Genomic DNA, 25,961 nt, shown 5'->3' with positions numbered 1-25,961 from the left:
TGCTTCTGATCCTGCTTCTGATCCTGCTTCTGATCCTGCTTCTGATCCTGCTTCTGATCCTGCTTCTGATCCTGCTTCTGATCCTGCTTCTGATCCTGCTTCTGATCCTGCTTCTGGTCCTGCTTCTGGTCCTGCTTCTGCTGTTCCTGTTGCTTCTTCAGGTCCTCGAGCATCTTTCTGACGATGTCGCGGTTTGCCTTCGCATCGGCGTCGTTCGGTTTGATCTGCAACGTCTCGTCGTAGTGCGAGATCGCATCCTTCCAATCCTTCTCCTTCGCCTCGGTTGCCGTCGCCTTCTCCCCGCGACGCACCAGCGCATTCCCCAGGTTATAAGCCGCGCGCGCCCGCAGTGAGCGATCCTCCGACAACAACGCACCGGTGAAATGATCGACCGCCTTCGCGAAGTCCCCCGATTTGTAGGCGGCGGCGCCGGCATCGAACCGCGCCTTTTCCTTCTCCGGCGTCGTCGTCGCGCTTTGCTCGAACGACTTCATCGCGCCCGCGTAGTCGCCCTTCTGATACTGCTCCAGCCCGGTGTCCGCCGCATGACCCGAGGCCAGCGTCGCCAGCAAAAACGCCGCCACTCCCGTCGCCGCCCGGGCTGCAACGGCCCGCGTCTTCGCCCGGCCGCGGCCTTCCCCGAGGAGCACCCACGCCATCAGGCACAGGATCGCCGCGCCGAGCGGCCACTGGTATTGCTCGATCGGCTGCCGCGCCGACAGCATGCCCGTCTCGTGGGCGGCCATCGGCTTGATGCCCTTCGAAAAAATCTCCTTCGCGACATCGGGCGACAGCGCCGCGTAAAATCCGCCCGTCGCCTCGGCGATCTCCGTCAGCCGGCGGGAATCGAGTTTGGACTGCACGGGCTTGCCCGATTCGTCGCGCACGTAATCGCGCCGGCCATCCTCGGTCTCGATCGGGATCAGCGATCCCTCACCCGAACCAATGCCTACCGTAAAAATCCGCACGCCCTGCGAAGCGGCCTTCTTCGCCGCCGCGATGCCATCCGCATCGAGCTCCTCGCCATCGGTCATGATGACAAGCGCGCGCACCACGCCCTCGGCCTTGCCGAACGCCTCCGTGGCCGTCTGGATGGCCGCCGCGATGTTCGTGCCGCCGCGTGGAATCACATTCGTATCGAGCTCATCGAGCGACGCGCGCACCGCGTTGTAATCCAGCGTGAGCGGAGCCTGCAAAAAGGCGCCGCCCGCGAAGGCCACGAGCCCGATGCGATCGCCCTGAAGCAACCGCAGCAAATCTTCCGAGAGCAGCTTCGCCCGCGCGAGACGGGTCGGTGACACGTCGGTCGCCAGCATGCTGCGCGAGGTGTCGATGGCGAAAATCACATCGCGGCCGTGCGTCTTGATCTCTCGCTCGATCGTTCCCATGCGCGGCTTCGCCAGGGCGAGCACCGCAAATACAAGCGTCAGCAACACGAGCCCCGCGCGCAGCCCCCGCAACAGCGGACTCACTCCCGCGGCGAGCTGTTCCCGCAACCGCGGCGCCACCACGAGCGCGATCAAAGTCTTCCGCTTCGCCTGCGCCCAAAGGAACAGGCCGCCGAGCGCCGGCACCAGCAGCAGCGCCCACAGCCACATCGGCTCGCCGAAGGTCAGTCCGGTATTCAGGGCAGTCGTCTCCATATCGTTTGCGAAGCCGCGATTTCCAGCACGAGGAAGGAAATGCCCGCGGCGAGGAACCACGGGAAAAGGTCGCGATACTGCGCGATCTTCTCCACCTCGATCCTGGTCTTTTCGAGCTTGTCGATTTCCCCGAAGATCTCCTGCAACGACTGCGTGTCCGTCGCGCGGAAGTATTCGCCCCTGGAAATCTCCGCGATCTTCTTGAGCGTCTCTTCATCGATCTTCACCGGCATGTTCTGGTAGAACGTGCGACCGAAGGGATCCTGCACGGGGAACGGCGCCATGCCGCGAGTGCCGGCGCCAATCGTGTAAACCCGAATGCCCAGCGCCTTCGCAGCCTCCGCAGCCGTCAGCGGCGGCACCTTGCCGGCGGTGTTGTCGCCATCGGTGAGGAGCACGATGATCTTCGTCTTCGCCTTCTTGTCCTTGAGACGACTCTCTGCCGAGGCGAGCGCGGACCCGATGGCCGTGCCGTCCTCGACCATGCCGAGCTTCACGCGATCCAGATTCTGGATGAGCCAGTCGTGGTCGAGCGTGAGCGGACTCACGAGATACGGCCGACCGGCGAAGGCGACAATGCCGATGCGATCATTCGGGCGTTGTTCGATGAATTTCTGCGCGACCTGCTTCACCGCATCGAGGCGATTCGCACGCTGCCCGCCGATCGAAAAATCCTCGGCCATCATCGATCCCGACACGTCGAGCGCGAGCATGATGTCGATGCCGCTGGCCTGCGTGCGCGTGATCGTCTTGCCGAGCTGCGGCCGGGCGAAGGCAATGACGAAAGCCGCAAAGGCCGCCAGCGCCAGCGCCGTGAGCAGATCGCCGGCCCTCGAACGCCGCCGCACGCCGATGCTCCGAAGCGTTTCCGTGGACGAGAAGATCACGCCGGGAGTTCCGCCGAACCGCCCCTTCAGCCAGGCCAGCAGCGGAATGAGCAGCAGCAACGCCAGCGCCCAGGGCAGCGCAAACGTGATCCCGAAGAAATCCACGCCGCTCATTTTGCCGCCGCCTCCGTTGTTTGTTCCGTCCCACTTTTCACGAGACGTTCCGCGCTCTCGAGCAGACCTGCACAGTCATCCGCCGACGCATCCATGCGGGCAAACTTGATGAGGTCCGCCTTTTCCAGAAACGCCGCCAGGGCCTCACGCTCCTCGTCCCGGAAGACCTGTCCGCGACTGATGCTCTCCAGAAACTCTCGCGAAGTTTGCGTGGTGGCGCGCAGGCCGCGCGCCTCGCTGAGATAGCTGCGAAGCACGTTCGAAACCGCGATACTGAAGGCATACGGCTCCGTCGTCGCCACTCCGCCGCGCAGCCGGGCGAGTTCGGCCATGGCCCGCTCCGCGGGAGTCGGCACCGGCCCCGGACGTCGCGCCCGGAAAAAGAAAAACCACCCGAGGAGGGCAAGCAACGCCAGAGCCGAAACGCCTGCAGCGGCGACCACCCAGATCGGATACGGAAAGAATGCAATGGGCCCGGCAATGTCGTGCAGCGGAGCCGGCGTGGGAGCGGCTTGCGGGTTCACGCGGCCTGCCTCCGTTCACGGGTTTCGAAAAAGGAACGCAGCGGCAGCAGGTAATCGGTGTCCGTGCGCAACGGGATGGAATCGATCCGCCGCTGCCGGAACAACCGGGCGAGATCGACGTGCCGCTTTTCTTCGATCGCCGCGTAGGCATTCGCCACGACACGGCTGGAAGTATTGATGTCGATCTGCTCGCCGGTCTCGGCGTCCTCGAGCGTAAGAATACCGACGGACGGCAGCTCCTCCTCACCGGGATCGATCACGGGCATCGCCACGAGATCGTGGCGCTTTGCCGCGACGGTAAGCGGCTTCACGAAGTCCGGGCTCAGGAAATCGGAGATCATGAAAACGACGGCCCGACGCGAGGTGACCTTGTTCAGATATTCCAGGGCGGCCCCCACATTCGTGCCGCGGCGCCTGGGCTCGAAGTAGAGCATCTCGCGGATCACGCGCAGCGTGTGCAGGCGGCCCTTTTTCGGCGCGATGAACAACTCCACCTCGTCGGTGAAAAGGATCAGCCCGACCTTGTCGTTGTTCTGGATCGCGCTGAACGCAAGGATGGACGCGACTTCCGCCGCCAGCTCGCGCTTGCTGCTCTCGACGCTGCCGTAGATTCCCGAGGCGCTCACATCCACGAGCAACATCACCGTCATCTCGCGTTCCTCGGTGAACTTCTTCACATAGGGCGTGTTCATGCGCGCGGTGACGTTCCAATCGATCGAACGAATGTCGTCGCCAGCGGCATATTCGCGCACCTCCTCGAAGTTCATGCCACGGCCCTTGAACACGCTCTGGTAGGCGCCCGCGAACGAAGCGTTCACGAGGCGGCGCGTGCGCAATTCGATGCGACGAATCTTCCGCAGAATTTCTCCCGGCTCTTGCATGGCAGTAATGAGACGACCTGGCGTCGACGAAAATCAGGGGACCGGCAGACCGGCAAAGATCCGCTCGACGATGCTCTCGCTGGTCACCGACTCGGCCTCGGCCTCGTAGCTCACCGCGATGCGGTGGCGGAGGATGTCGGCGCCGATGTCCTTCACGTCCTGCGGCGTCACGTAGCCGCGGCCGGAGAGGAAGGCGCGCGCCTTCGCGGCAAGGGTGAGATTGATCGTTGCGCGCGGCGACGCCCCGTAGCGGATGAGGCCGTCGAGCTTGAGATTGAACGAGCGCGGCTCGCGCGTCGCCCAGACGATGTCGACGATGTAATTCTTCACGCGATCATCGACGTAGATCGCATTTACCACGTCGCGCGCGGCGATGATATCGGACGCGGACACGACGGGCGTAACCTCGAGCCGCGGGGCGGACGTCGCCATCGCGTCGAGGATCGAGCGCTCCTCGATCCGCGTCGGGTAGCCGACGTGCACCTTGAACATGAAGCGATCGAGCTGCGCCTCGGGCAGCTGGTAGGTGCCCTCCTGCTCGATGGGGTTCTGCGTGGCTAGAACCAGGAAGGGATCGGGGAGCTTGAACGTCTGGTCGCTGATGGTGACCTGGCGCTCCTGCATCGCCTCGAGCAAGGCGCTCTGGACCTTCGCGGGCGCTCGATTGATTTCATCCGCGAGGATGAGGTTCGAAAAAATCGGCCCAAGCTTGGTGGTGAATGCGCTGTCGCGGGGATTATAGATCAGCGTGCCGATGAGATCGGCGGGAAGAAGATCGGGCGTGAACTGCAGGCGCTGAAACCCCGTCTGGATGCACGAGGCCAGGGTGCGCACGGTGAGCGTCTTGGCGAGGCCGGGCACGCCTTCGAGAAGCACGTGACCATTCGTGAGCAGGCCCATGAGAAGCCGCTCGACGAGGGATTTCTGACCGACGACGACGCGACTGACTTCCTGAAGGAGGGGCTGCACCCATTGGCTGGATTGCTGGACCTGATTGTTGAGCTCTTGCGTGGTGACCGACATATGGGGTGAGGAGATGAGTAAAACCGAGCGGGGGGAAACCCGCGAATGGTGAATCTGACAGCCCCGGCGGGCGGGCGTTCATTTTTTCCGCCGGATTTTGCTACCGCCCGGAGAGACGAGACTTGATCTCCTCGGCGCGCTCCAGCGCCTCGTCCGAGGAATCCGCGAGCACGCAAAGGTGCCCCATTTTGCGCCCCGGACGCGCCTCGCCCTTGCCGTAAAGATGGAGCTTCACGTCGGGATCGCCGAGCACGCCGGCCCAATCTGGCTCACCCTCGGACCACAGATCGCCGAGCAGATTCAGCATCACCACGGGACGCAGCAATTCGGTCGAACCGAGCGGCAGCCCGCAGACCGCGCGCACCTGCTGCTCGAACTGGCTCGTAACGCAGGCATCGATCGAGAAGTGCCCGGAATTGTGCGGACGCGGCGCCAGCTCATTCACCAGCAGGCGACCGTCGGCCGTGAGAAAGAACTCCGTCGTAATGAGACCGACCACGTCGAGCGTCTCGGCGATCCGCTCGGCAATCACGCGAGCCTGGGCCTGCACGGCGTCGGGGATGCGCGCCGGCACGATCGAGAAATCGAGGATGTGGTGCGTGTGCCGGTTTTCCACGACGGGAAACACGCTCGTCGCGCCGTCCATGCCCCGGGCGCACACGATGGACAGCTCGTGCGAGAACTCCACCCAGCCCTCGAGCACGGCTCGATCGGAGCCGAAGCGCGCCCAGACATCGGCGGCCTCGTCACCGGTGCGCACGCGCATCTGCCCCTTGCCATCGTAGCCGAAACTCGCGGTCTTCAGGACGCCCGGACCGTTCAACTCCTCGAGCGCGGCCGCCAGTGTCTCCGCGGAATCCACCACCCAGAAGGGCGCGCAGGGGATGCCGTTCGCCCGCAGAAAATTCTTCTCCCGTTCGCGATTCTGGCAGATGTGCAGCGCGCCGCCGCGGGGACGCACCGACGTAAACTCCGCGACGGTATCGAGCGCGTGCAGCGGGATGTTTTCGAACTCGTAGGTCGCGACGTTCACCCCCGCGGCGAAGCGCCGGAGCGCCGCATCATCGTCATAGGGAGCATTCACTTCGCCGACACTCACCTGCCCTGCCGGGCAGCCGGTCTCGGGCTCGAAAATGCTGACGCGATAGCCGAGCCGGGCCGCCTCGATCGCGAGCATGCGCCCAAGCTGACCGCCGCCGAGCACGCCGATCGTGGCGCCGGGCAGGACGGTTGAATTGCTTGGCGTTCGCTCCGGGGAATCCGTAGTTTCGGGCTTTTCGTTCAAATTCATGGACCGCGTGGTTTACGCCATCGTGCTCGTGGTGGTCACGGCCATCCGGGCGCTTCCGCTCAAAGTTTGCTTCGCCCTCGGTTGGTCGATCGGGGCGGTGCTGTGGGCGATCCTGCCGGGCTACCGCCGGCTCGCAAGGGAAAATTTACAGCGGGCGTTCGACGGCGAAAAATCCCCGGCCGCCGTGCGCCGGCTGACGTTTCGCCACTTCACCGCGCTGGGCGCCAATGCGTGCTGCGCCTTCAAGATGGCGGCGATGACCGAGGCGCAGATCCACGATTGCCTGACGATCGAAAATGGCGAGAGGGTCCTCGAAGCCCTTCGAAAGAACCGAGGCGTCGTCCTCATCATCAGCCACATCGGCAACTGGGAACTCTTTGCGCAGCTCAGTCATCTCGGGCCCGGTTACCAGTTGGCCACGATCTACCAGGCGATTCGCAATCGCGGTGTCGACGAGCTCATCAACGGCGACCGGCGGCGGAAGGGCGTCATTCCCCTCGACCGCAAGCGCGGCGTCGCGCGGGCGATGTCCATTCTGCGCGAGGGAGGGCTCGTGGGTGTGCTCATCGACCAGCACGCGGGAGATGCCGGCATCTGGATGCCGTTTTTCAACTCGCTGGCATCGACCTCGCCGCTGGCGGCCACGCTCGCGACCCGCACGAATGCCGTGGTGCTGCCCTGCGCGATCTATACGGACGGATTCGCCCGCTGGCGTTTTGTGGTCGACGCAGAAGTCGATTACAATGATTCCGACGCCGATGCCCTTACCGCCACGCTCAATCGCACGCTCGAAACCCAGATCCGCCGCTCGCCCGCCGACTGGTTCTGGGTTCATAACCGCTGGAAGGTTCCCCATCCGGACTTCCTGCTCGCGCAGACGAAGCGCGGCCTCTATTTACCCGCAGGCACCGACCCCATGACCCTCCGCCCCTTCCGCATTCTTATCCGCTCGAGTAACTGGCTCGGCGACGCCGTGATGAGTTCCCTCGCCGTTCGCGCGATCAAGGAAGGCCGCCCCGATGCCCGCGTGACCGTGCTCACGCGCGACAAACTCGCGGACTACTGGCGCTCGATGCCCGAGGTCGACGAAGTGATCGGCGTGCCCGAGGACGCCGGTGTTTTCAAGGTCGGCTGGCGCCTGCGCGGTCGCTTCGACGTCGCGGTGCTGTTTCCGAATTCCGCCCGCAGTGCGCTCGAAGTCTGGATCGGAGGCATTCGCCGCCGCGTCGGCTATCTCGGCCACAATCGCGAGTGGATGCTCAACCAGATCATCCCCGAGCCGAAGAAGGAGATCCGCCCGCGCCATCATGCCGCCCGCTATCTGCGCATGGCCGAGAAAATGGGCGCTCCGTCGATCCCCCTCTCGTTCCCCACGGCCCCCTGCCCGACCGGGCCCATCCGCATCGGCGTGTGCCCCGGCGCGGAATACGGGGGCGCGAAGCGCTGGTATCCGCAGCGTTTCCGCCGGATGATGCAGCAGGTCTCCGCGCAGATCGACTGCACGTGGGTGGTCGTCGGCGTCGGCAGGGACGTGCCGCTGGCGAACGAATTACTCGAAGGACTCGACGGCAAGGTGGAGAACCTCACCGGACGCACATCCCTCGGCCAGCTCATCGAGGAGCTGCGCGACATGCACACGCTCGTGACGAACGACACCGGCACGATGCACCTTGCCGCCTCGCTCGGCACGCCGGTGGTCGCGCTGTTTGGCTCGACGGAGCCGCTGCTCACGCGCCCGCTCGGTCCCGATCACACGATCATCCGGCACCAGGTCGAATGCAGCCCGTGCTTTCAGCGGGAATGCCCTCTCGACTTCCGCTGCATGGAGGCGATCACGGTCGACGAAGTCGCCGAAGCCGTGATCGCAAAGGTGAACCAGCGGATGAATTCCGCCGTCCCAACGAACTAATCCCGTCGCAGCTTCTCCTGCACGGCGAAGCTCGCGTTCATGATGTCCAGCAGGCGCTGGGCGGGAACGACCTTCGTCGAGAGATAGTCGAGATTGCCGTCGGGCCCGATCACCGCGATGGTGAATCCTTTCGTGACCTCGTAGAGAAACGCCACCCGCGGAGCATCGCTGACCTGAACGAACGGAATGTTCGAACGCGTCACACCGCCCTCATTCGTGAAGGCCGTGAAAGCCACGAGCTTGTTCGCCGCGAAGCGCTGGTAGGCCTTCTGCAACTGACCCACCTGCGAACGGAACGTCCAGTCCCGCGGGGACGGTGCGATGAGGATGAACACGGCCTGGCCGCGCAGGCTCTTCAGGTCGCGCGCCTTGCCGGCATAATCCGTCCACGCAAATTCCGGAGCGGGCCGCACGACACGGGCTTCGGCCGTCAATCCTGCGGCTAGGAGAAGCCCCGCGAGCAGGCCGGTGAATAGACGGTTCATGCGCATCAGACCTTCATGATCTCGGCTTCCTTGGCCGAGAAATGCTGTTCCACCGAGGCGATCTGCTTGTCGGTGATCTTCTGGATTTCCTTTTCGGCGGACTCGAGGTCGTCCTCGGTAATGTCGCCTTCCTTTTCGAGTTTCTTCGCGCCATCGAGGGCGTCGCGACGGCAGGCGCGCACGCGCACCTTCGTATCCTCGGCAATGCCCTTGATCGTCTTCACGAGATCGCGGCGGCGTTCCTCGGAAAGCTCCGGAATCGGAATGCGGATCATCTTGCCATCGACGGCGGGCGAGATGCCGAGGCGGGACTCGTTGATCGCGCGCTCGATGTCGCGCGTCGTGGAGGCATCGAACGGCTGAATCACGATCAGGCGCGCCTCGGGCGTCGTGATGAGCGCGAGCTGCTTGAGCTTCATGTTCGACCCGTAGGCCTCGACGTCCATGTTCTCGACGAGCGCCGGCGAGGCCTTGCCTGTCCGGATCGACGCGAATTCGTGCGTCATGAACTCGACGGCTTTTTCCATGGCCTCCTCGGCCTCCAGCATGATTTCGTCCAAATCCATCTTAAGCAACTTCCGTGGTGTCCGAGACAAGCGAGCCGACAGGTTCGCCGAGCACGGCGCGGCGAATATTGGTCGAGTCGGACATGTCAAAAACGATAATCGGCATGCGGTTGTCCATGCAAAGGCTGAATGCCGTGGAATCCATCACCTCGAGCCGGCGACTGAGCGCATCGACGTAGCTGATCGACCTGAATTTCTTCGCGTCCGGATTCTTCATCGGATCGCAATCGTAGATGCCGTCGACCTTCGTGGCCTTGAGAATGACCTGCGCACCGATTTCGTTCGCGCGCAGCGCCGCCGTGGTATCGGTCGAGAAAAAGGGATTGCCCGTGCCGGCGACGAAGATCACGACGTGGCCGAGCTCGAGGTGGCGGGTGGCTCGGCGGAGGATGAAGGGCTCCGCGACGTTGTTCATCTCGATCGCGGTCTGCACGCGCACGGAGACGCCAATGTCCTCGAGGCCGCTCATGAGCGCCATGCCGTTGATGACCGTCGCGAGCATGCCCATGTAGTCGGCCGTGGTGCGGTTCATCCCGCGGTGGCTCGCCGCGAGGCCGCGCCAGATGTTGCCCCCGCCGACGACGACGGCAACCTCGACGCCGAGACTGCGGATCTCCGCGATCTGGCTCGCGATCGAGTTGACGATCTGCGGCGAAATATTATCTCGACTGCCCGGCTCGCGCAGGGCTTCACCGCTGATTTTAAGGACGATGCGCTTATACTTCGGGGTCGCGGGCTCGGTCATCTTGTGCTCGCGGATGAAATCGCAAGCCACCGGCCTTGGGAAGGAAAAACCCGCCGCGCTCAGCCGGCCCGGCCACCAGGGACAACCGCGTGCCCGCGCAGCCAGTCCACCGCCGCCATGCGCCGCCCGCCCTCGCCCTGAATCTCGAGCAGGCGCAGGCCGCCGCCCGCCGTCGCCACATCGACGCCGGCCGTGCCAGTCGAGAGAACCACGCCGGGGTCGCCAGCGACCTCGGGCAACACGGTCGCCGCAAAGACCTTCACTTTCGCCCGCGTGCCATCCGCCAAGGGAAGCTCGGTGGATGCAGCCGGCCACGGATTCATGGCCCGAACGAGCCGCTCGATCTCCACGGCGGGCCGCGTCCAGTCGATGCGGCCATCGTCGCGCGTGAGCCGGCCGGCATAGGTGGCGAGGGCATCGTCCTGCGGAAATCGCGGAGCGGAACCGGCCTCGAGCAGATCGAGCGCTGCCGCGAGCGCCTCGGGGGCGAGATCGGCAAGCCGGTCGTGAAGCGAGCCGCCGGTTTCGTCGGGAGCAATCGGAAACGATCGGGTCAGGAGCATGTCGCCGGTATCGAGGCCCTCGGCCATGTGCATGACGGTGACGCCCGTCTCGGCGTCGCCGGCGAGAATCGACGCCTGGATGGGCGCGGCACCGCGATGGCGCGGCAGGATCGATGCATGGAGATTGAGGCAGGCAAGACGCGGAAGATCGAGGACGCTGCGCGGAAGGATCTGTCCGTAGGCCATCACCACGATGACATCCGGGGCAAAGGCAGCCAGCTCCGCGACCGCCGCCGGGGCTCGCATTTTTTCGGGCTGGAGCACGGAAACTCCCGCCGCCTCCGCGACGATCCTGGTCTCCGGAGCGCGCAGGCGTTTTCCGCGACCGGCGGGCCGGTCGGGCTGGGTGACCACGGCCACCACCTCACAGCCGGGGCGCGCAAGCAGGGAACGCAGCGCCGGCAACCCAATGTCGCCGGTGCCCATGTAAACAACGCGCATGCGGAACCGCTCGGCCTAGACGGCGGCCATGCTGGCCGCAAGATCCCGTTCCGCATCCTGCGCGGCCGCGGCAATAATCTTCGAGAAAACGACGACCGGGGGCTCGGTGGCGTCGATGTCGTAAGTCAGCTCCGGGCCATAATAATTCAAGAGCGGCTTCGACTCGTTCTCGTAGGTCTGCAGGCGGCGACGAATGACGGATTCGTTCGCGTCGTCGAGGCGGTTGTCCCTGATCGCGCGCTTCTGCAGGCGGCTGACGAGCTTGGAGCGGTCGGGGCAGGAGAGATGAAAAATCCGACGCACATCAATGAGATCGCTCATGATCTCGGCCTGCGCGACGTTGCGCGGAATGCCGTCGAGCACGAGAATATCGATGTCGGGCTTGTAGGTGTGGGCCTCGACCTCCGCCTCGATGCGAACGCGCCAGAGTTCCACGGTGACCTCGTCGGGAACGAGCTCGCCCCGGCTGGAGTATTCCAGAAATTTCTGCCCGAGCGGGGTGCGCGTATCGATGGACCGAAAAACATCCCCGCAGGCGCAATGAAAGTAGCCCGGGATGGTGCCCAGCGTTTTGCCCTGCGTGCCCTTGCCGCTGCCGGGGGCGCCAAAAATCAAGTAAGTGCGGTATTTTTTCATTCAGGAGTGAAGAGGGGAACGGACTCGTTCGCGGAAAAATACCAGCATTTGCATCCTTCCGCGCCAAGCTCGATCTCGGCTCCTCGCTCACACCCCGTCGGGGAGGCTTTCGCGGGGTGTCGATGGCGTTCGCCGCCTTCCCTCGGCGGACCTTGTAAAAAATGCAACAATCCGGCGGCAAGAGGTCCGGGGGATTTGACATCACTCGATGCCCCCCCTAGACAACACTGAAAAAGGAAACCTCCCCGTGCCCCTGAACGACGATTACGTAGTAGATATCCTCCTCGAAGCCGGGCTCGTCACACGCCCCCAGATCCAGGAGGCCCGCGACCAAGCCGCCGGCGGCAACATCACCGAAGAGCTCGTGAAGGCGGGTCTCGTCACGCACGAGGATGTCTCGCGCACCCTTGCCGCGAACAGCGGCATGGAGTTCGTCAGTCTCGCGCAGATCACGGTGCCGCCCAACATTACCGGCATTCTCACGCCCATCGATGCGCGCCGCTACCAGGCGATTCCCATCGCGGAACGTGACGATGCGGTGACGATCGCGATCGCCGATCCCATGGCATTCGAGACGTTCGACAGCCTCGGCTTCCTTCTCAAGCGTCAGGTGGAGTTCGTCTGCACGACTCCCGACCAGCTCGAGCAGGCGCTCACGCAATACTACGGGGCCGCCGAGGGCGAAGGCGGTGGCGGCGATGCCTACAGCGTCGATGAAGACCAGGGCGAGGGCGATGCGCCGATCATCAAGATGGTGACGACGCTGCTCCTCGAGGCCTTCAAGGCCAAGGCGAGCGATATTCACCTGGAACCGCTCGAGCGCAGCTTCCGCGTCCGCTTCCGCATGGACGGCGTTCTGCACGAGATGCAAAGCCCGCCGAAGAAGCTCCAGGCTGCCATCCTCAGCCGCCTGAAGATCATGACAGGCACGATGAGCATCGCCGAAAAGCGCCTTCCGCAGGACGGCCGCATTCAGGTGAAGATCGGCAAGCAGGCCATCGATCTGCGCGTTTCCACGATTCCCACCGTGCACGGCGAAAGCGTCGTCATGCGTATTCTCGACAAGTCCTCGCTCGTGCTCGGCCTGCCGGAACTCGGCTTCCTCAGCGACGACCAGAAGAAATTCGAGAGCCTCATCAATCTTCCCGACGGCATCGTGCTCGTCACCGGCCCGACGGGCTCGGGCAAGACGACCACGCTCTACGGCTGCCTCAACGTCATCAACCGCCCCGACCGCAAGCTCATCACGGTCGAGGATCCCGTGGAATACCAGATGTCCGGCATCAACCAGGTGCAGGTGAACGCCAGCATCGGCATGACGTTTCCCGCCGCGCTTCGCTCCATGCTGCGCCAGGCGCCGAACATCATCATGATCGGTGAGATTCGTGACCCCGAGACTGCGAGCATCGCCGTGAATGCCGCGCTCACGGGTCACCTCGTGCTCTCCACGCTGCACACGAACGACGCGCCGAGCGCCATTCCGCGTCTCGTCGATATCGGCGTGCAGTCGTTTCTCGTTTCCAGTGCGCTGCGGGCCGCCATGGCCCAGCGTCTCGTGCGTCGCCTCTGCCCGAAATGCAAGGCTCCGGCCGAACTCTCCGAATACGAACTCAAGACCCTCGGCCTCGAGGCCTCCCAGCTCGCAAATGCCACTCCGATGAAGAACGTCGGTTGCGACGCCTGCCGTGGGCGCGGCTTCAAGGGCCGCATGGGCATCTTCGAAATCTTCGAGATCGACGACGAAGTGCGTCACATGATCAACAACAACGCCTCGACCATCGCGCTCCGCCAGCGCGCCCGGGAACTTGGCATGCGCACCCTCCGCGAGGACGGCGTTCGCAAGGTCCTCGCCGGTCTCACCACTGCCGAGGAAGTGATCACCACCACCATGGCCGACTCGCACTGAACCGACCCGAGGTCGCCTCCCCCTTCGCACCATGAACACCGATCAAGTTCTCGATATTCTCAAAGACTCCGGCCTCATCGGCACCTCCGAGGCCGAAGACATCGGCCGGGAATGCTCCGAGACGGGCAAGCCCGTCGAGGAAGTCGCCATCAACCTTGGCTACGTCCCCGAGGAATCCTTCTACCAGGCCATCGCCGACTCCATCGGCGCCGAACGCTACGACCTCTCCGAGTTCACGCCGCCGCCGGAAGTCCTCGCCCTCATTCCGGGCGGCCTCGCCCGCCTGCACGGCGCGCTGCCGATCGGCGCGAACGAAAACACGATCTACGTCGCGCTCGTCGATCCGCTCGTCAGCCAGTCGGTGGAAGACCTGCGCTTTGCTCTCGGCCGCGAAATTCAACCCTGCGTCGGCCAGAACTCCGCCCGGGTCCGCTCCCTCCTCGAGTCGAGCTATGGCAACGAGGACACCAGCATGGACGACGTCCTCGCCCAGCTCGGCGAGACGAAGTTCGAAGTCACCGAAGGCGACGAAGATGCCTTCAACGCCGCCGAGGCCGCCGCCGAGGCGAACCAGACACCCATCATCCGCTACGTCGACCTCATCATCGACAAGGCCGTGCAGGCCCGCGCGAGCGACATTCATTTCGAGCCCTTCGAGCTCGAGTTCAAGGTCCGCTATCGCGTCGACGGCGCCCTCTACGAGATGGATCCGCCGCCGCGCCACCTCGCGCTTCCGGTCATCTCCCGCGTGAAGGTTCTCTCGAATCTCAACATCGCCGAGCGCCGCCTCCCGCAGGACGGCCGCATCCAGCGCGTCATCGCCGGCAAGCAGGTCGACCTCCGCGTCTCCACGCTGCCCACGCAATTCGGCGAGAGCGTCGTGCTGCGTATTCTCGACCGCTCCTCGGTGAACCTCGACCTCCACACTCTCGGGATGCCGAAATACATCCACGAGCACATCCTCGAGACCATCGAGAAGCCGAACGGCATCTTCATCGTCACCGGTCCCACCGGCTCCGGCAAGACGACCACGCTCTACGCCTGCCTGCGCCTCATCAACACCATCGACACAAAGATCCTCACCGCCGAGGACCCCGTCGAATACGAGGTCGAGGGCATCATTCAGGTCCCCATTCACGAAAGCATCGGGCTGAACTTCGCCCGCGTCCTCCGCGCCTTCCTGCGCCAGGACCCCGACAAGATTCTCGTCGGCGAGACCCGCGATCAGGAGACCGCCCAGATCGCCATCCAGGCCGCGCTCACGGGTCACCTTGTGTTCACCACGCTGCATACGAACGACGCCACCGGCGCCGTCACGCGCCTGGTCGACATGGGCGTCGAGCCGTTCCTCATCTCCGCGTCGCTCGAATGCGTGCTCGCCCAGCGTCTCATTCGCCGCATCTGCACCCGCTGCCGCGAATCCTACGAGCCCACCGAGGCCGTGCTCGCGAGCCTCGGCCTCTCGCCCTACGACATCGGCGACAAAAACTTCTACTACGGCAAGGGCTGCGAAGCCTGCAACCACACCGGTTACAAGGGCCGCAAAGGCATCTACGAGCTCCTCAAGATGTCGGACCCGATTCGCGAACTGGTCAACCAGCGCGCTCCGGGCGTGGTGCTCCGCCAGAAGGCGATCGAGCTCGGCATGACGACCCTCCGCGAGGACGGCCTCCGCTCGATCTACAACGGCGAGACGACCATCGAGGAAGTGTTGAAATACACGTAGGCACTCGGCGGCGGGGCGGGATGCACCAGGGAAACAAAGCCTGATGATTCCGCCCGACGTCCCTCCACCGCTTCCGACATTCTCATCCCCGCCGCCGGAGGCCTCGCCGCCCCCATTGCCTCCTCGCGCGGCTCCGCCTCCCCGGGGATTCTGGTGCGCTCTAGGCCTCGGCCTCCTGGGAGTGCTTTCCCTGCTCGCCGCGCAATTGATCGCGGGCTTCCTGTTGGGCGCGTTTCGCGGATTCCAATACTACATGGAATACCACCGGGCGATGCCCCGGGCGGAGCTCTCCCGGCTGGCCACCGACCCGCTCCTGCTCGCCCTCAGCACGCTGCTCGCGATCCCCATCGTCGGCGCCGCGCTTTTCGTGATGGTGCGTCTCCAGCGCGGCGGCCCGATGCGGACATTTCTCGCCCTTCGGGGATTCAGCGCGAAACAGTTTTTTCTGTGGCTCGCCGTGCTGGCCGCCGTGCTCATCGGAGGGGAGATCTTCCTGCGCTCGATCGGGGAAACCAGCGACCGCGATTTCACCCTCGGGTTATTGCTGACGGGGACTCATCTGTTCTGGGTCGTTTTCGCCATCGTCATCGGGGCCCCGCTGGTCGAGGAGCTCCTCTTCCGCGGGTTCTTTTACGGCGGGATGGCCCGCTCCCGATGGACCACGCTCGCCGCCATCCTCGTCCCCAATTTCATCTGGCTCGCGCTCCACACCCAATACAAAGGGCCCACGCTGCTCGTGCTCTTCGCCATGGGGCTCGTCCTCGCCCTCGCCCGTCATTTTTCCCACTCCACGCTGCTTCCCCTCGCGTTGCACATCATCAACAACGCCGTCGCCATCATCGCCGCGCTCCTGCTCCTGCACCCCACCGGCCCCTCCGGCATCGATTTCTCCCGCTCCACGACCCTCGCTTGCATGATGCGCGCGGACGCCGCCGAGAAAGCCGGTGACGACTATGCGGCGATCGATGCCTACACGGAGGCCCTCGCCATCGATCCCAGGAACCAGAAGGCGCTCGAGCAACGCGGCCTCCTTTATCAATCCACGGAAGACCCCGCCGCCGCAGTCGCCGATTTCACCTCCCTCCTCGGCCTCACGGCAGAGCCCGAGCGGATCCGCTATCTCCGCGCGGACGCCCTGGCCGACAGCGGCGATTCCGATGCGGCTCGACTCGATCTCGACAGCGTCATTTCCCACGACCCGGGCGCCTTCCGGGCCTACACCCTGCGCGGCGATCTCATGAGCCGGGCCGGCGACTACGACCTCGCCATCGCCGACTACCAGAGCGCGCTCAGGATCAGGCCGGCCCACCTTTCGGCGCTCCGCGGCCTGGCATCGGCCTGTCTCGAGAAAAAAGACTACGACCTCGCCATCAGTCAGCTCGACCAGGCCATCCGCCTTTCCCCGCGAGCCGACCTCTTTTTCAAGCGAGCCTACGCCTATGGCGCGAAAGGCGAGACCGACCGCGCCATCGCCGACCTCGATGAGGCCATCCGGCGGGCCCCACGCTACGCCGCCGCCTACGGCAACCGCGCCTACGCCTGGCAGCAAAAGCGCGACTACCGCAAGGCCTACCGCGATTACCAACGCTCGCTAAAGCTCTTTCCGAATGACGCCGTCACCGCCAATTCCTTCGCCTGGTTACTCGCGACGTGTCCCGACCCCATCTTCCGCGACGGTCCGATGGCCCTGCGCTACGCCGAACGAGCCTGCAAACTGACCAAGTGGCAGATGCCCGCCTGCATCGACACTCTCGCCGCTGCCCTGGCCGAGCACGGCGAATGGGACAAAGCTGTCTGGTGGCAGGAACAATGCCTGAAAAGGTTTCCGAAAGCGCAAATCACAGACGCGCAGAAGCGACTCGATCTCTACCGCGCGCGGAAGACCTTCACCGAGCCTTGAACTCCTCCGCCACCTCGCGCGCGAAGTAGGTGAGGATCATGTCGGCGCCGGCGCGCTTGATCGCCAGCAGCGACTCGTCGCGGGTGCTTCGGTAATCCAGCCAGCCGAGCTGCGCGGCGGCGTGGATCTGTGAATATTCGCCGGAGACCTGATATGCCGCGAGCGGCAGCGCGGTCGTCTCGCGCACGGCGCGAATGACGTCGAGATACGCTCCCGCGGGCTTCACCATCACGATGTCGGCGCCTTCGTCCTCGTCGAGCGCGATCTCGAGCGCGGCCTCGCGGACGTTCGCGGGGTCCATCTGGTAGCCCTTCTTGTCGAGCGGAACCGCCCCCTTCCTACTCCCGACGGCGTCGCGAAACGGCCCGTAATAGGCGGACGCATATTTCACGGCGTAGCTGAGGATAAGTGTCTTCTCGTGCCCCGCGGCGTCCAGCGCCTCGCGGATCGCGCCGACACGACCGTCCATCATGTCCGAGGGCGCCACGATATCGGCGCCGGCCTCCGCTTCGCGCACGGCGAGACGGCACAGCGCCTCCACGGTTTCGTCGTTCGCCACGGCGAGGCCGTCGGCTTCGAGCACGCCGTCGTGGCCGTGGCTCGTGTAGGGATCCAGCGCGACGTCGGTAATCACAAGCAGGTCCGGACAGGCGCGCTTCACCGCCGCAACGGCCGCGAACAGCAGATTCTCGTCCGCGGTGGCGATGGAACCGGCATCGTCCTTCAATGCCGCGTCGATCTTCGGAAAAATGGCGACGGCCCGCAGTCCGGCAGCAGCGCAGCGGCGGCATTCCTCGACGAGCGAGGCCTCGGAGTGGCGAATCACCCCCGGCATCGAAGCCACGGGCTCCGGCTCTCCGGCATGCACGAAGAGAGGTTGGATAAGATCGTCCACTCCGACGGTCGTTTCGCGCGCGAGGGCGCGAATGGCAGCAGACGAACGATTGCGCCGCATCCGGCGCGGCAGGGACAGACTCATGCGCGAGAATTCGCCGCGCCCTCCGCCCCGGTCAAGGCCCAAGCGCCATTCCCCCCGCTCCCCGGCAAGCGCGCTCTTGCACCCTGCCTGCCGCCCGCTATTTTCCTCCCCTTACCCATGGACCCACTTTTCGCATCGGCCTTCGAGTCCATCGCCAAATTTTTTCTCCAGGGCGGCATCTTCATGATCCCGCTGCTGGGGCTGTCGGTCTGCGCCGTTACCGTGATGCTCCTTCGCGGGTTCGCCCTGCGCGAAGCGGCCGTCATGCCCGCTGCCATCGGCCAGGAAGTGCGACGCCTCGAACCCGGCGACGAACTCACCCCTCTGGCAGAACTCCTTCGCGACAATCCCTCGCCGCTCGGCCACATCCTCGGTGCCCTCATCCGGCACCTCACCTGGCCGCGCGCCGACAACGCGGACGCCGTGCAGACGCAGGCCCGCCACGAGACCGCCCGCATGGAAAGCGGCCTGGTCGTGCTCGAGATCGCCACCGGCATTGGGCCGCTCATTGGCCTGCTCGGCACCCTTTCCGGCCTCGTGAGCATGTTTTCGAACATCGGAGAAGGTGACCCGATGGTCATCGCCCACGGCATCGCGGAGGCGCTCAATACCACCATCGTCGGCCTTTCCGTCGCCGTGCCCAGCCTCGTCGCGCACAATTACTTCATGCGCAAGATCGAGGTGATGTCCGTCGAGATGGAAGCGGTCGCCGCGGAGCTCCTCGGCAAGTGCTATCCGAATCCGGACCAGCAACCCTCGATCGAGCGAGAATGAGATTCTACACGCGGAAGCGGCGCACGCCGGTCATCAACATCGTGTCGCTCCTCGACATCGTGGTGATCCTCCTCATCTTTTTCATCGCCACCTCGACCTTCAAAAAGAACCAACCGCAGCTCGAGATCAACCTGCCCGATTCCAAGACCGCCACCGCCGCAGCCAGGGCGGAGAGCGAGCCGCTCATCCTCGCCGTGAAGAGCGCCGACCAGATCACCCTCGATGACAAGCCTGTGACCGTCGACGGCCTCACCGCCGCCCTCCAGGCCGCCCGCGCCCAGGCTCCGCAGCGCCCCATCGCCATGCAGGCCGACACGAAGGCCCCGTTCGGCGTCGTCGTCAAAGTCCTCGACGCCCTCAAAACCGCTGGCGTGAAAAACATCCCCGCCTTCACCCAGCCCGAGGCCGCGGCCCCCGCCGCGCCCGCACCCTGATCTCCACTCCGCATCTCCATGGTCCTGCCCATCGTTGAATACGGCCACCCTGCGCTTCGCGCCAAAGGCCGCCGCATCGAAAAAATCGACGCCCGCATCCGGAAACTCTCCGAAGACATGATCGACACCATGGTCGACGCCAACGGGGTCGGCCTCGCCGCCCAGCAGGTCGGCCTGCCGCTGCAACTCTGCGTGATCGACGTGCTCGATGCCGAGGAGCCCGGCGAAATGCTCATCGACGGCGCCGCCGTCCCGCTCGAGGACTACATGCCCCTCACCCTCATCAATCCCGACCTCACCCTTTCCGGAAACGTGGAGTCGATGAAGGAAGGCTGCCTCAGCTTCCCGGGCATGCAGGGCAGCATCCCGAGGCCCGCCGTCGTCCAGGTGACCGCGCGCACGCTCGACGACCAGCCCCTCGAATTCACCGCCACCGGCCTGCTCGCCCGCGCCGTCCAGCACGAGCATGACCACCTCCACGGGATCCTTTTCATCGACCGCATGGAGCCCGCCGACCGCGAGGCAACCGCCTCCGTGGTCGAAAAACTCCTCCGCCGGAACTCCCTGTAGTCGCCGCCGTCCCGTTTCCCCTCGCGAGCCATGCGCCGTCCCCTCCCGGTCTTCCTCTGCGTGCTCGCGGCCTGCCTCGCCGTGCTCGCGGGGAGCTGGCTGCCGCAGACCGGATCCTCCGGCGAGCTCCTCGGCCATGCCGCGAAGATCGAGGCGATTCTCCGTCTGCTGCGCACCGGCGACTTCGCGTGGTTTCCCGACTATCTCACTGGCTCGCCGAGCGCGACCCTCCTCAGCTTCGCCCTCTCCGTGCCGGTTTATGCGCCCGGCCTCCTGCTCGCGAGCAACCCCGTGATCGGGATGAAGATCACCGCCCTTGTCCTGTTCGGGCTCGGCGGTCTCGCTGCGTTTGCGTTCGGCCGCCGGCTCGCCCGCGATGGATGGACCGGCTTCGCCGTCGGCAGCGCATATCTCCTCGCCCCGCAGCTCCTCCAGCGCATCGGCTGGCAGGAGCACATGACGATTGTCGTCGTCATCCCGCTCGTTCCGCTCTGCTTCCTCGCCCTGCTGCGCGTGGCCGACCGCGGCACGCCCTGGGATGGCGTCCTGCTCGGTGTCGCCTTCTCCGCCGCGCTCCTCGCGTGGAGTAAAATGGGCGCCACGCTGGCCATTCCGCTCGCCCTTTTCGCCGCCTGGCAATTCCTCACCCGCCCCGAATGCCGCACGCACCTCCTGCGCGGCGCGCTCTGGGCCGTCCCGACCGTCATCCTGCTCGGCGTGCTTCCCCTCCTGCCGCTGCTGCGCGAGCGCGCCTTCATGACCGTCTTCGAGCTGGACCCGCTCCGCGCCTGGCAGGGCATCTATTCCGTGCGCACCGCGACATCGTGGTTCGATCGCGCGGGAGAACTTTTCGCGCCGCTCGCCCGCTCCGACCGGATGGACCGCGGCGGCTACTACCTCGGCCTCGTCGGGTTTCTCGCCGTCGCCATTACCATCTTCCTCACCTGGTCGCCCCTGCGCCGCAGCCGCGAGGTCGCCGCGATCCGCTTCTTCCTGCTCATCGCCCTCGCGATGTTCTGGATCTCCTTCGGCCCGCGCAGCGTCATCGCCGGCCATTTCGAATTCCTCAGCCGCGCGCAGGAATTTGCCGACCTCGGCATCCCGCTGCACTGGCTCGCCCTCGCCGCGCAGGGCGTGCTGCTCTTCTGGTGCCTCTCGATCACGCGGTGGCGCGTCCCGATTTTCTGCGTCGTCTTCGCGATCTATCTGTTCGTGCCCGCATTCCGTCTGCTGGAGCGATTCCCGCTCTACGCCGACCTGCGCGCGCCGGATTCCTTCTGGATTCTCAACGGCACCTTCGCCTGGGCCGTCGCATCCGCGCTGGCCCTCGTCTTCGTGCTGCGCGCCGTGCCCAATCCCCGGCTCCGCCCAATCCTAGCGGCCATCGCCTTCGCCGCCGCCGTGGCGGACATCTCTCCGTATTTCGCCAGCTTCTCCAAACCCGGGCTCAGCGCCGGCCTCTTCGCAAAATACCGGGAGGTCACCGAGAAGCTTCACGGCCCGTCGGACCGCATCTTCGCCATTTCCGGTCGCTACTTCTACCTCGATCTCCCAAACACCACCGGCCGCCCGCTCTCGAGCGAAGCGCTCAACCGCTACCTCATGCCGAAGCACACCGCGCGCCTGCAATCCGCCGCGCAGAGTTCCGCCACGGACATGATCTCCTACCTCCGGCTTGCCGGCATCTCCGACGTGTTCATCGAGCGGCGGGATCCCGATGTCTCCGGAAACTTCCAGCGCTGGTTCCGCGCCATGCTCCCCCTGCGTTTCGAAAACGACGCCTTCTTCGTCCTCTCGAATCCCGGCTCGCTCCACCCCGGCTTCTTCGCGGAATCCGCCGTGCCCGCCGACGCGAACAACGGCCAATACGTCCAGGCCCTCAGCCTCGCGCAGGCGCACCATCTCGCCGTCGCCAGCCTCGACGACCTTCCGCTCGACTCCCTGCCGGGCATGAAATCCCCCGCGGAAGCAGCTGCCGCCCCCGGACCGGACTTCATCCGCCTCCAGCTCGCCGGCCCCCGCACGCCCGCGACGGTCACATTTTCCGCCCCCGGTCGCGCCGGCTGGATCGTCCTCGACGAATCCTGGCATCCCGACTGGAAGGCCCTCGTCGACGGCGTCCCGAAGCCCGTCTACCGCGCAGCTGGCGCCTTTCCCGCCACGTCCGTATCCGCCGCCGCGCACCGCGTGGAGTTCCAGCTCCGCCCGCCCGCCTGGTATTCCGGCTGCCTCGCCACCGCCTCGATCAGTTGGCTCGCCGCGCTCGGCTTCCTCATCGCGGTCCCGCTGCTACCCGCTTCCGTCCGCCGCAAACTCTGGCCCCCCTGCCCCGCCGCGCCGCTACGGGTCGATCCGAACGCCCCCCGCCCCGCCGTCATCCGGCCACTCGCGATCATCCCGACCTACAACGAGGCCGAGAACATCTCCACGTTGCTCGATCGCATTCTCGCCGCCTCGCCGGACATCGAGGCCCTCATCGTCGACGACGCCTCGCCTGATGGCACCTCCGCCCGTGTGAAGGAGCATCCCGCCTTCGGCGGCCGCGTTCACCTCCTCGAGCGCGCTGGCAAACTCGGCCTCGGGTCCGCCTACCGCACGGGCTTCGAATGGGCCATCACCCACGGCCACGATGCCGTCCTCGAGATCGACGCCGATCTCTCCCACGATCCCGCGGACATCCCGCGCCTGCTCGCCGCTCTCGACGCCGGCGCCGACGCCGCCATCGGCAGCCGCTACCTCGACGGCGTCCGCGTCATCAACTGGCCCGAACACCGCCTCCTGCTCAGCGCCGGCGCCTCCCGCTACGTTCGCGTTCTCACCGGCCTCCCGCTTACCGACGCCACCAGCGGCTTCAAGGCCCTGCGCACCTCCGCGCTGCGCGAGATCGATGGTTCGCAGCTCCGCGCCGACGGCTACGGCTTCCAGATCGAGCTCCACTGGCTGCTCTGGACGGCCGGCTTCCGCCTCGTGGAAGTCCCCATCGTTTTCACCGAACGCCGCGTCGGCCAGACCAAGATGACTCTCGGCATCGCCCTGGAAGCCGCCACCCGAGTGCTCCAGCTCGCCTGCCTCCACCCTTCCCGCCGCGCCGCGACTCCGCAATGAACTCGCGCATCTTCCAACGCGGCGACTGGATCTGTGGCGCCATTGCCGCCCTCGTCGCCTTTGTCGTTTACGCCTGGACCACCGCGCCCAGCGTCACCCTGCTCGACTCCGGCGAGTTCCTCGTCGCCGCCCAGCACTTCGGAGTGCCCCATCCCACCGGCTATCCGCTGTGGACCCTGCTCGCGTGGCTGTTCCAGCTCATTCCCCTCGGCAATGTCGCGTGGCAGGTTGCGCTCTTCAGCGGCATCTGCGGCGCCCTCTGCGTCGGCCTCGCCGCCATGCTCATCCGCAGCACCGCGCTCTGGCTCGCTCCCGCCGTCGCGGAGAAATCCCTCGCCAGCATCGCGGCCATCACCTTCAGCCTCGTCTTTGCCTTCAGCCAGTCGATGTGGTCTCAGGCCGTCATCGTCGAGGTCTACACCCTGCACGCGCTCCTCGTCGGCCTCTACCTCACCAGCCTCTACGTCTGGCTGCGCCGCCCCGACCGCATGGGGCCCCTCTACGCCAGCGTCTTCCTCCTCAGCCTCGCCTTCAGCAATCACCAGCTCACCCTCGCGCTCGCCGTGCTGCCGGTCATCATCGTCCTGCTCGTCCGCCGCGACCTGTTCTGGGATCTCCTCCTCGCGGGGACCGTCACCGCCCTCATCGCCTACCTCTCCTTCGCCCTCCTCGCGGACAATCCCCTCGTCATCAAAGCCGCCATCCGCCTCGCCTGGCTCGTCGTCACGATCCTCGTCATCGCGCTCATCCTCAAGCGCGGCCGCCTGCACTGGAAGCTCATCGCCTTCCTTCCCGCGCTCATCGCCCTCGGCCTGCTGCCCTACCTTTACATGCCGATCGCCTCGGGAACGAATCCCCCGATGAACTGGAGCTACACCCGCACTCCCGAGGGTTTCTTCTACTCCTTCAACCGCTCGCAATACTCCGGCAGCCTCTCCGACCTCAGCCTGCGCGTCTTCAGCAAGATCCTGGGCGTCGCCGATGAAAAGCCGCTCTTCGACGAAACCCCGCCCTCGATCGACGGCAAGCCGCCATCCCTCCTTCGCGACCTCCAAACGTGGTCCTCGTTCTTCTGGGCCCGCACGTTCGCCAGCTTCACGCCACTCGGCATTCTCTTCTTTTTCGCCGTATTCATTGGCGCTCTTCGCACTCCCAGGGCCTGGGTCACCCGCCGCGTCTGGATCTACCTCCTCGTCTTCGCCTTCTGCCTCGCCATGGTGTTCCAGCCCGTGCTCGAGCACGCCACCACCGACCGCGCCGGCTGGTGGCTGCAGATGCCCTACCACACCTACACGAATTTCATCTTCACCCTGCTCGCCGGCATCGGGGCCTTCATGGTCCTCCAGGCCTTCGCCGCGCGGCTCCCGCGCCTGCGTCCCGTCACCTGGGCCCTCGTCCTTCTCCCCATCTGGCCGCTCCTCGAGAACGACGCCTCTTGCAGCCAGCGCGGCCGCCTCTTCGGCTGGCAATACGGGCGCGACATGGTCTCCGTCATGCCCAGGGGCAGCGTCATCTTTGGCGGAACGGATGCCGGCCGCTTCGTCCCCACCTACATGATCTTCGGCGAGAGTTCCCTCCCGCCTTCCCGCCGCATCGATCCCGCCTTCGACCGCAGCGACCTTTATATCCTCACCCAGAACGGCCTCACCGACCGCTTCTACCTCCAATACATCCGCGACCAATACACCGATCAACGCCCGCCCGTTCGTGGCGCCTTCGAGCGCTGGCTCGGCCGCGAAACCGCTTATCCAAAGGATCCGCTCGTCCTCCCCACCTTCGAGGAAATGCGCGAGATCAGCAAAAAGGCCGTCAGCGAGCTCAAGGCGAAACAGCCCAATGCTGACATTCTCGCCGTCAACCGCGCCATGCACAACGCGACGGCCCGGTGGATCTTCGAGCACAACAAGGCGAAACACACCTTCTTCGTCGAGGAGAGCTTCCCCATGCGCTGGAGCTACCCCTACGCGATTCCCGACGGCCTCGTCTATCGACTCAATCCCGAGCCCCTCGCCAGACTCTCCGACGACATCGTGCGAAAGGATTTCGCGTTCTGGACCGACTACGTCGCAAAGCTCAAGGCCGACCCCAATTTCGCGAAGGACTACGACGCCCAGCGCAACTTCTCCCGCCTCCGCCTCACCACCGGCTACCTCTACCAGCACCGCGACATGAATGTCGCCGCCGAGGGCGCCTACCGCCAGGCCATCGACCTGTGGATCGGCAACCTCGACGCCATCATTTCCCTTTCCGGCATCCTGTGGGAGCGCCGCGAATTCGACGAGCCCATCGCCCTCTTCGATCTCGCCCGCGCCTACGATCCCAACAACCCCGAGATGCTCCGTTACCGCGCCCTCGCCGGCCTCCGCAAGGAGAAGCAGATCGAGATCGACCGCACTCTCGAGACATGGCGCAAGCATCCGCAGGACCTCGTCCCGCTCCGCCGCCTTCTCGAGCTCACCATGCAGGTCGGCGCGAACGATCAGGTCGACGCCCTTCTCAAGGAATCCATCGGCAAACTCGGCGACAACCCCGACTTCCTCGCCCTCGTCCTCGAGGTCTCCGAGGCCCGCAACGACTGGCCATCCGCCCGCGACGCCGCCGACCGCTGGGCGAAGGCCCGGCCCGATTCCGCCGAGGCCTTCTACCGTCTCGCCCGCGCCGAATTCATGCTCGAGAAGAAGCAGGAGGCCGTGAACGCCCTCGTGAAGTCCGTCGATGTCGGCGGCGTCGAATACCGGGAACGCCTCTTCAGCGACCCGGTCTTCCAGAGCCTCAAAGACGTCCCCGAACTCGCCCGCCTCATGGTCGCCCCTCCGCCAGCTGCGAAATAACCCGGAAGGCGAGGCTCCCGCCGAGCCG

At 65.3% G+C, this 25,961-nt stretch carries 21 protein-coding genes; 9 read left to right on the top strand and 12 right to left on the bottom strand.

Annotated features, from left to right (window positions below; translation table 11 throughout):
• From VIM61_16440 to VIM61_16415, 6 genes are all read right to left on the bottom strand, one after another.
• Positions 1 to 1,643, bottom strand: a 1,643-nt coding sequence (locus VIM61_16440) for a VWA domain-containing protein (GenBank protein ID HEY8902000.1), incomplete at its 3' end; no start/stop codon positions are given.
• The gene (locus VIM61_16435) at positions 1,625 to 2,644 is read right to left on the bottom strand and encodes a VWA domain-containing protein (GenBank protein ID HEY8901999.1); all 1,020 of its coding nucleotides are present in this window, start codon (positions 2,642 to 2,644) and stop codon (positions 1,625 to 1,627) included. The genes VIM61_16440 and VIM61_16435, both read right to left, overlap by 19 nt.
• The gene (locus tag VIM61_16430; GenBank protein ID HEY8901998.1) at positions 2,641 to 3,168 is read right to left on the bottom strand and encodes a DUF4381 family protein; all 528 of its coding nucleotides are present in this window, start codon (positions 3,166 to 3,168) and stop codon (positions 2,641 to 2,643) included. Before VIM61_16430 ends, VIM61_16435 begins: the two co-directional genes overlap by 4 nt.
• Positions 3,165 to 4,049 (bottom strand): DUF58 domain-containing protein, encoded by an 885-nt coding sequence (locus tag VIM61_16425; protein HEY8901997.1) that lies wholly within the window; start codon positions 4,047 to 4,049, stop codon positions 3,165 to 3,167. Before VIM61_16425 ends, VIM61_16430 begins: the two co-directional genes overlap by 4 nt.
• A 33-nt stretch (positions 4,050 to 4,082) precedes the next feature.
• A complete protein-coding gene (locus VIM61_16420) occupies positions 4,083 to 5,072 on the bottom strand; it encodes a MoxR family ATPase (protein HEY8901996.1) in 990 nt (329 codons plus the stop codon).
• Between the two features lie 100 nt (positions 5,073 to 5,172).
• Complete coding sequence (locus VIM61_16415; protein HEY8901995.1) at positions 5,173 to 6,363, bottom strand: 5-(carboxyamino)imidazole ribonucleotide synthase; 1,191 nt, start codon at positions 6,361 to 6,363, stop codon at positions 5,173 to 5,175.
• Between VIM61_16415 and VIM61_16410 the strand changes: the two genes are divergently transcribed.
• On the top strand, positions 6,362 to 8,272 hold the full coding sequence (locus VIM61_16410) for a glycosyltransferase family 9 protein (GenBank protein HEY8901994.1): 1,911 nt from the start codon (positions 6,362 to 6,364) through the stop codon (positions 8,270 to 8,272). The two genes, VIM61_16415 and VIM61_16410, sit on opposite strands and share 2 nt — an antisense overlap.
• On the opposite strand, the gene VIM61_16405 is transcribed toward VIM61_16410, so the two are convergent.
• Genes VIM61_16405 through VIM61_16385 form a run of 5 tightly spaced genes read right to left on the bottom strand, consistent with a single transcriptional unit; the run spans position 8,269 to position 11,708 of the window.
• Complete coding sequence (locus VIM61_16405) at positions 8,269 to 8,757, bottom strand: hypothetical protein (GenBank protein HEY8901993.1); 489 nt, start codon at positions 8,755 to 8,757, stop codon at positions 8,269 to 8,271. The genes VIM61_16410 and VIM61_16405 overlap by 4 nt on opposite strands.
• Positions 8,758 to 8,762: 5 nt before the next feature.
• The gene (gene frr / locus VIM61_16400; protein HEY8901992.1) at positions 8,763 to 9,323 is read right to left on the bottom strand and encodes a ribosome recycling factor; all 561 of its coding nucleotides are present in this window, start codon (positions 9,321 to 9,323) and stop codon (positions 8,763 to 8,765) included.
• 1 nt (position 9,324) lies between these two features.
• Complete coding sequence (pyrH, locus tag VIM61_16395; GenBank protein HEY8901991.1) at positions 9,325 to 10,098, bottom strand: UMP kinase; 774 nt, start codon at positions 10,096 to 10,098, stop codon at positions 9,325 to 9,327.
• A 29-nt stretch (positions 10,099 to 10,127) separates the two neighbouring features.
• Positions 10,128 to 11,072 carry a methionyl-tRNA formyltransferase gene (gene fmt / locus VIM61_16390; protein HEY8901990.1) on the bottom strand — a complete coding sequence of 315 codons (945 nt, stop codon included), beginning with the start codon at positions 11,070 to 11,072 and terminating at the stop codon, positions 10,128 to 10,130.
• A 15-nt stretch (positions 11,073 to 11,087) separates the two neighbouring features.
• The gene (locus tag VIM61_16385; GenBank protein ID HEY8901989.1) at positions 11,088 to 11,708 is read right to left on the bottom strand and encodes a nucleoside monophosphate kinase; all 621 of its coding nucleotides are present in this window, start codon (positions 11,706 to 11,708) and stop codon (positions 11,088 to 11,090) included.
• A 247-nt stretch (positions 11,709 to 11,955) separates the two neighbouring features.
• Here VIM61_16385 and VIM61_16380 point away from each other — a divergent pair, with 247 nt between their 5' ends.
• From VIM61_16380 to VIM61_16370, 3 genes are all read left to right on the top strand, one after another.
• Positions 11,956 to 13,614: a GspE/PulE family protein gene (locus tag VIM61_16380; GenBank protein ID HEY8901988.1), complete on the top strand. Its 1,659-nt coding sequence runs from the start codon at positions 11,956 to 11,958 to the stop codon at positions 13,612 to 13,614.
• Positions 13,615 to 13,645: 31 nt separating this feature from the next.
• On the top strand, positions 13,646 to 15,340 hold the full coding sequence (locus VIM61_16375; protein HEY8901987.1) for an ATPase, T2SS/T4P/T4SS family: 1,695 nt from the start codon (positions 13,646 to 13,648) through the stop codon (positions 15,338 to 15,340).
• A gap of 181 nt (positions 15,341 to 15,521) precedes the next feature.
• A complete protein-coding gene (locus tag VIM61_16370) occupies positions 15,522 to 17,240 on the top strand; it encodes a tetratricopeptide repeat protein (protein ID HEY8901986.1) in 1,719 nt (572 codons plus the stop codon).
• Here the strand turns inward: VIM61_16370 and hemB are convergent.
• Entirely contained in the window at positions 17,227 to 18,219 is a 993-nt protein-coding gene (hemB, locus tag VIM61_16365) for a porphobilinogen synthase (GenBank protein HEY8901985.1), read from the bottom strand. The genes VIM61_16370 and hemB overlap by 14 nt on opposite strands.
• Positions 18,220 to 18,336: 117 nt before the next feature.
• Here hemB and VIM61_16360 point away from each other — a divergent pair, with 117 nt between their 5' ends.
• Genes VIM61_16360 through VIM61_16340 form a run of 5 tightly spaced genes read left to right on the top strand, consistent with a single transcriptional unit; the run spans position 18,337 to position 25,933 of the window.
• Positions 18,337 to 18,993: a MotA/TolQ/ExbB proton channel family protein gene (locus VIM61_16360; GenBank protein HEY8901984.1), complete on the top strand. Its 657-nt coding sequence runs from the start codon at positions 18,337 to 18,339 to the stop codon at positions 18,991 to 18,993.
• Complete coding sequence (locus VIM61_16355) at positions 18,990 to 19,427, top strand: biopolymer transporter ExbD (protein HEY8901983.1); 438 nt, start codon at positions 18,990 to 18,992, stop codon at positions 19,425 to 19,427. Before VIM61_16360 ends, VIM61_16355 begins: the two co-directional genes overlap by 4 nt.
• Before the next feature lie 18 nt (positions 19,428 to 19,445).
• A complete protein-coding gene (gene def, locus VIM61_16350) occupies positions 19,446 to 19,997 on the top strand; it encodes a peptide deformylase (GenBank protein ID HEY8901982.1) in 552 nt (183 codons plus the stop codon).
• A 30-nt stretch (positions 19,998 to 20,027) separates the two neighbouring features.
• Positions 20,028 to 23,102, top strand: a complete 3,075-nt coding sequence (locus tag VIM61_16345; GenBank protein HEY8901981.1) for a glycosyltransferase — start codon at positions 20,028 to 20,030, stop codon at positions 23,100 to 23,102.
• The gene (locus VIM61_16340; protein HEY8901980.1) at positions 23,099 to 25,933 is read left to right on the top strand and encodes a DUF2723 domain-containing protein; all 2,835 of its coding nucleotides are present in this window, start codon (positions 23,099 to 23,101) and stop codon (positions 25,931 to 25,933) included. The genes VIM61_16345 and VIM61_16340 overlap by 4 nt, the downstream gene beginning before the upstream one ends.
• Positions 25,934 to 25,961 lie beyond the last annotated feature (28 nt).

This window comes from Chthoniobacterales bacterium, from assembly GCA_036569045.1.
Lineage (GTDB): Bacteria > Verrucomicrobiota > Verrucomicrobiia > Chthoniobacterales > JAATET01 > JAATET01.
Note: the sequence above shows the minus strand (reverse complement) of the source record. Positions and strands in the feature narration are given on the sequence as shown.

Bases quoted from the DNA above. Each gene is read 5' to 3' on its own strand.
- VIM61_16405 (HEY8901993.1), bottom strand. From the start codon at position 8,757: ATGAACCGTCTATTCACCGGCCTGCTCGCGGGGCTTCTCCTAGCCGCA.
- VIM61_16420 (HEY8901996.1), bottom strand. From the start codon at position 5,072: ATGTCGGTCACCACGCAAGAGCTCAACAATCAGGTCCAGCAATCCAGC.
- VIM61_16410 (HEY8901994.1), top strand. From the start codon at position 6,362: ATGGACCGCGTGGTTTACGCCATCGTGCTCGTGGTGGTCACGGCCATC.
- VIM61_16340 (HEY8901980.1), top strand. From the start codon at position 23,099: ATGAACTCGCGCATCTTCCAACGCGGCGACTGGATCTGTGGCGCCATT.
- VIM61_16375 (HEY8901987.1), top strand. From the start codon at position 13,646: ATGAACACCGATCAAGTTCTCGATATTCTCAAAGACTCCGGCCTCATC.
- VIM61_16360 (HEY8901984.1), top strand. From the start codon at position 18,337: ATGGACCCACTTTTCGCATCGGCCTTCGAGTCCATCGCCAAATTTTTT.
- hemB (HEY8901985.1), bottom strand. From the start codon at position 18,219: ATGAGTCTGTCCCTGCCGCGCCGGATGCGGCGCAATCGTTCGTCTGCT.
- VIM61_16425 (HEY8901997.1), bottom strand. From the start codon at position 4,049: ATGCAAGAGCCGGGAGAAATTCTGCGGAAGATTCGTCGCATCGAATTG.
- def (HEY8901982.1), top strand. From the start codon at position 19,446: ATGGTCCTGCCCATCGTTGAATACGGCCACCCTGCGCTTCGCGCCAAA.
- VIM61_16435 (HEY8901999.1), bottom strand. From the start codon at position 2,644: ATGAGCGGCGTGGATTTCTTCGGGATCACGTTTGCGCTGCCCTGGGCG.
- frr (HEY8901992.1), bottom strand. From the start codon at position 9,323: ATGGATTTGGACGAAATCATGCTGGAGGCCGAGGAGGCCATGGAAAAA.
- VIM61_16345 (HEY8901981.1), top strand. From the start codon at position 20,028: ATGCGCCGTCCCCTCCCGGTCTTCCTCTGCGTGCTCGCGGCCTGCCTC.
- VIM61_16355 (HEY8901983.1), top strand. From the start codon at position 18,990: ATGAGATTCTACACGCGGAAGCGGCGCACGCCGGTCATCAACATCGTG.
- fmt (HEY8901990.1), bottom strand. From the start codon at position 11,072: ATGCGCGTTGTTTACATGGGCACCGGCGACATTGGGTTGCCGGCGCTG.
- VIM61_16415 (HEY8901995.1), bottom strand. From the start codon at position 6,363: ATGAATTTGAACGAAAAGCCCGAAACTACGGATTCCCCGGAGCGAACG.
- VIM61_16385 (HEY8901989.1), bottom strand. From the start codon at position 11,708: ATGAAAAAATACCGCACTTACTTGATTTTTGGCGCCCCCGGCAGCGGC.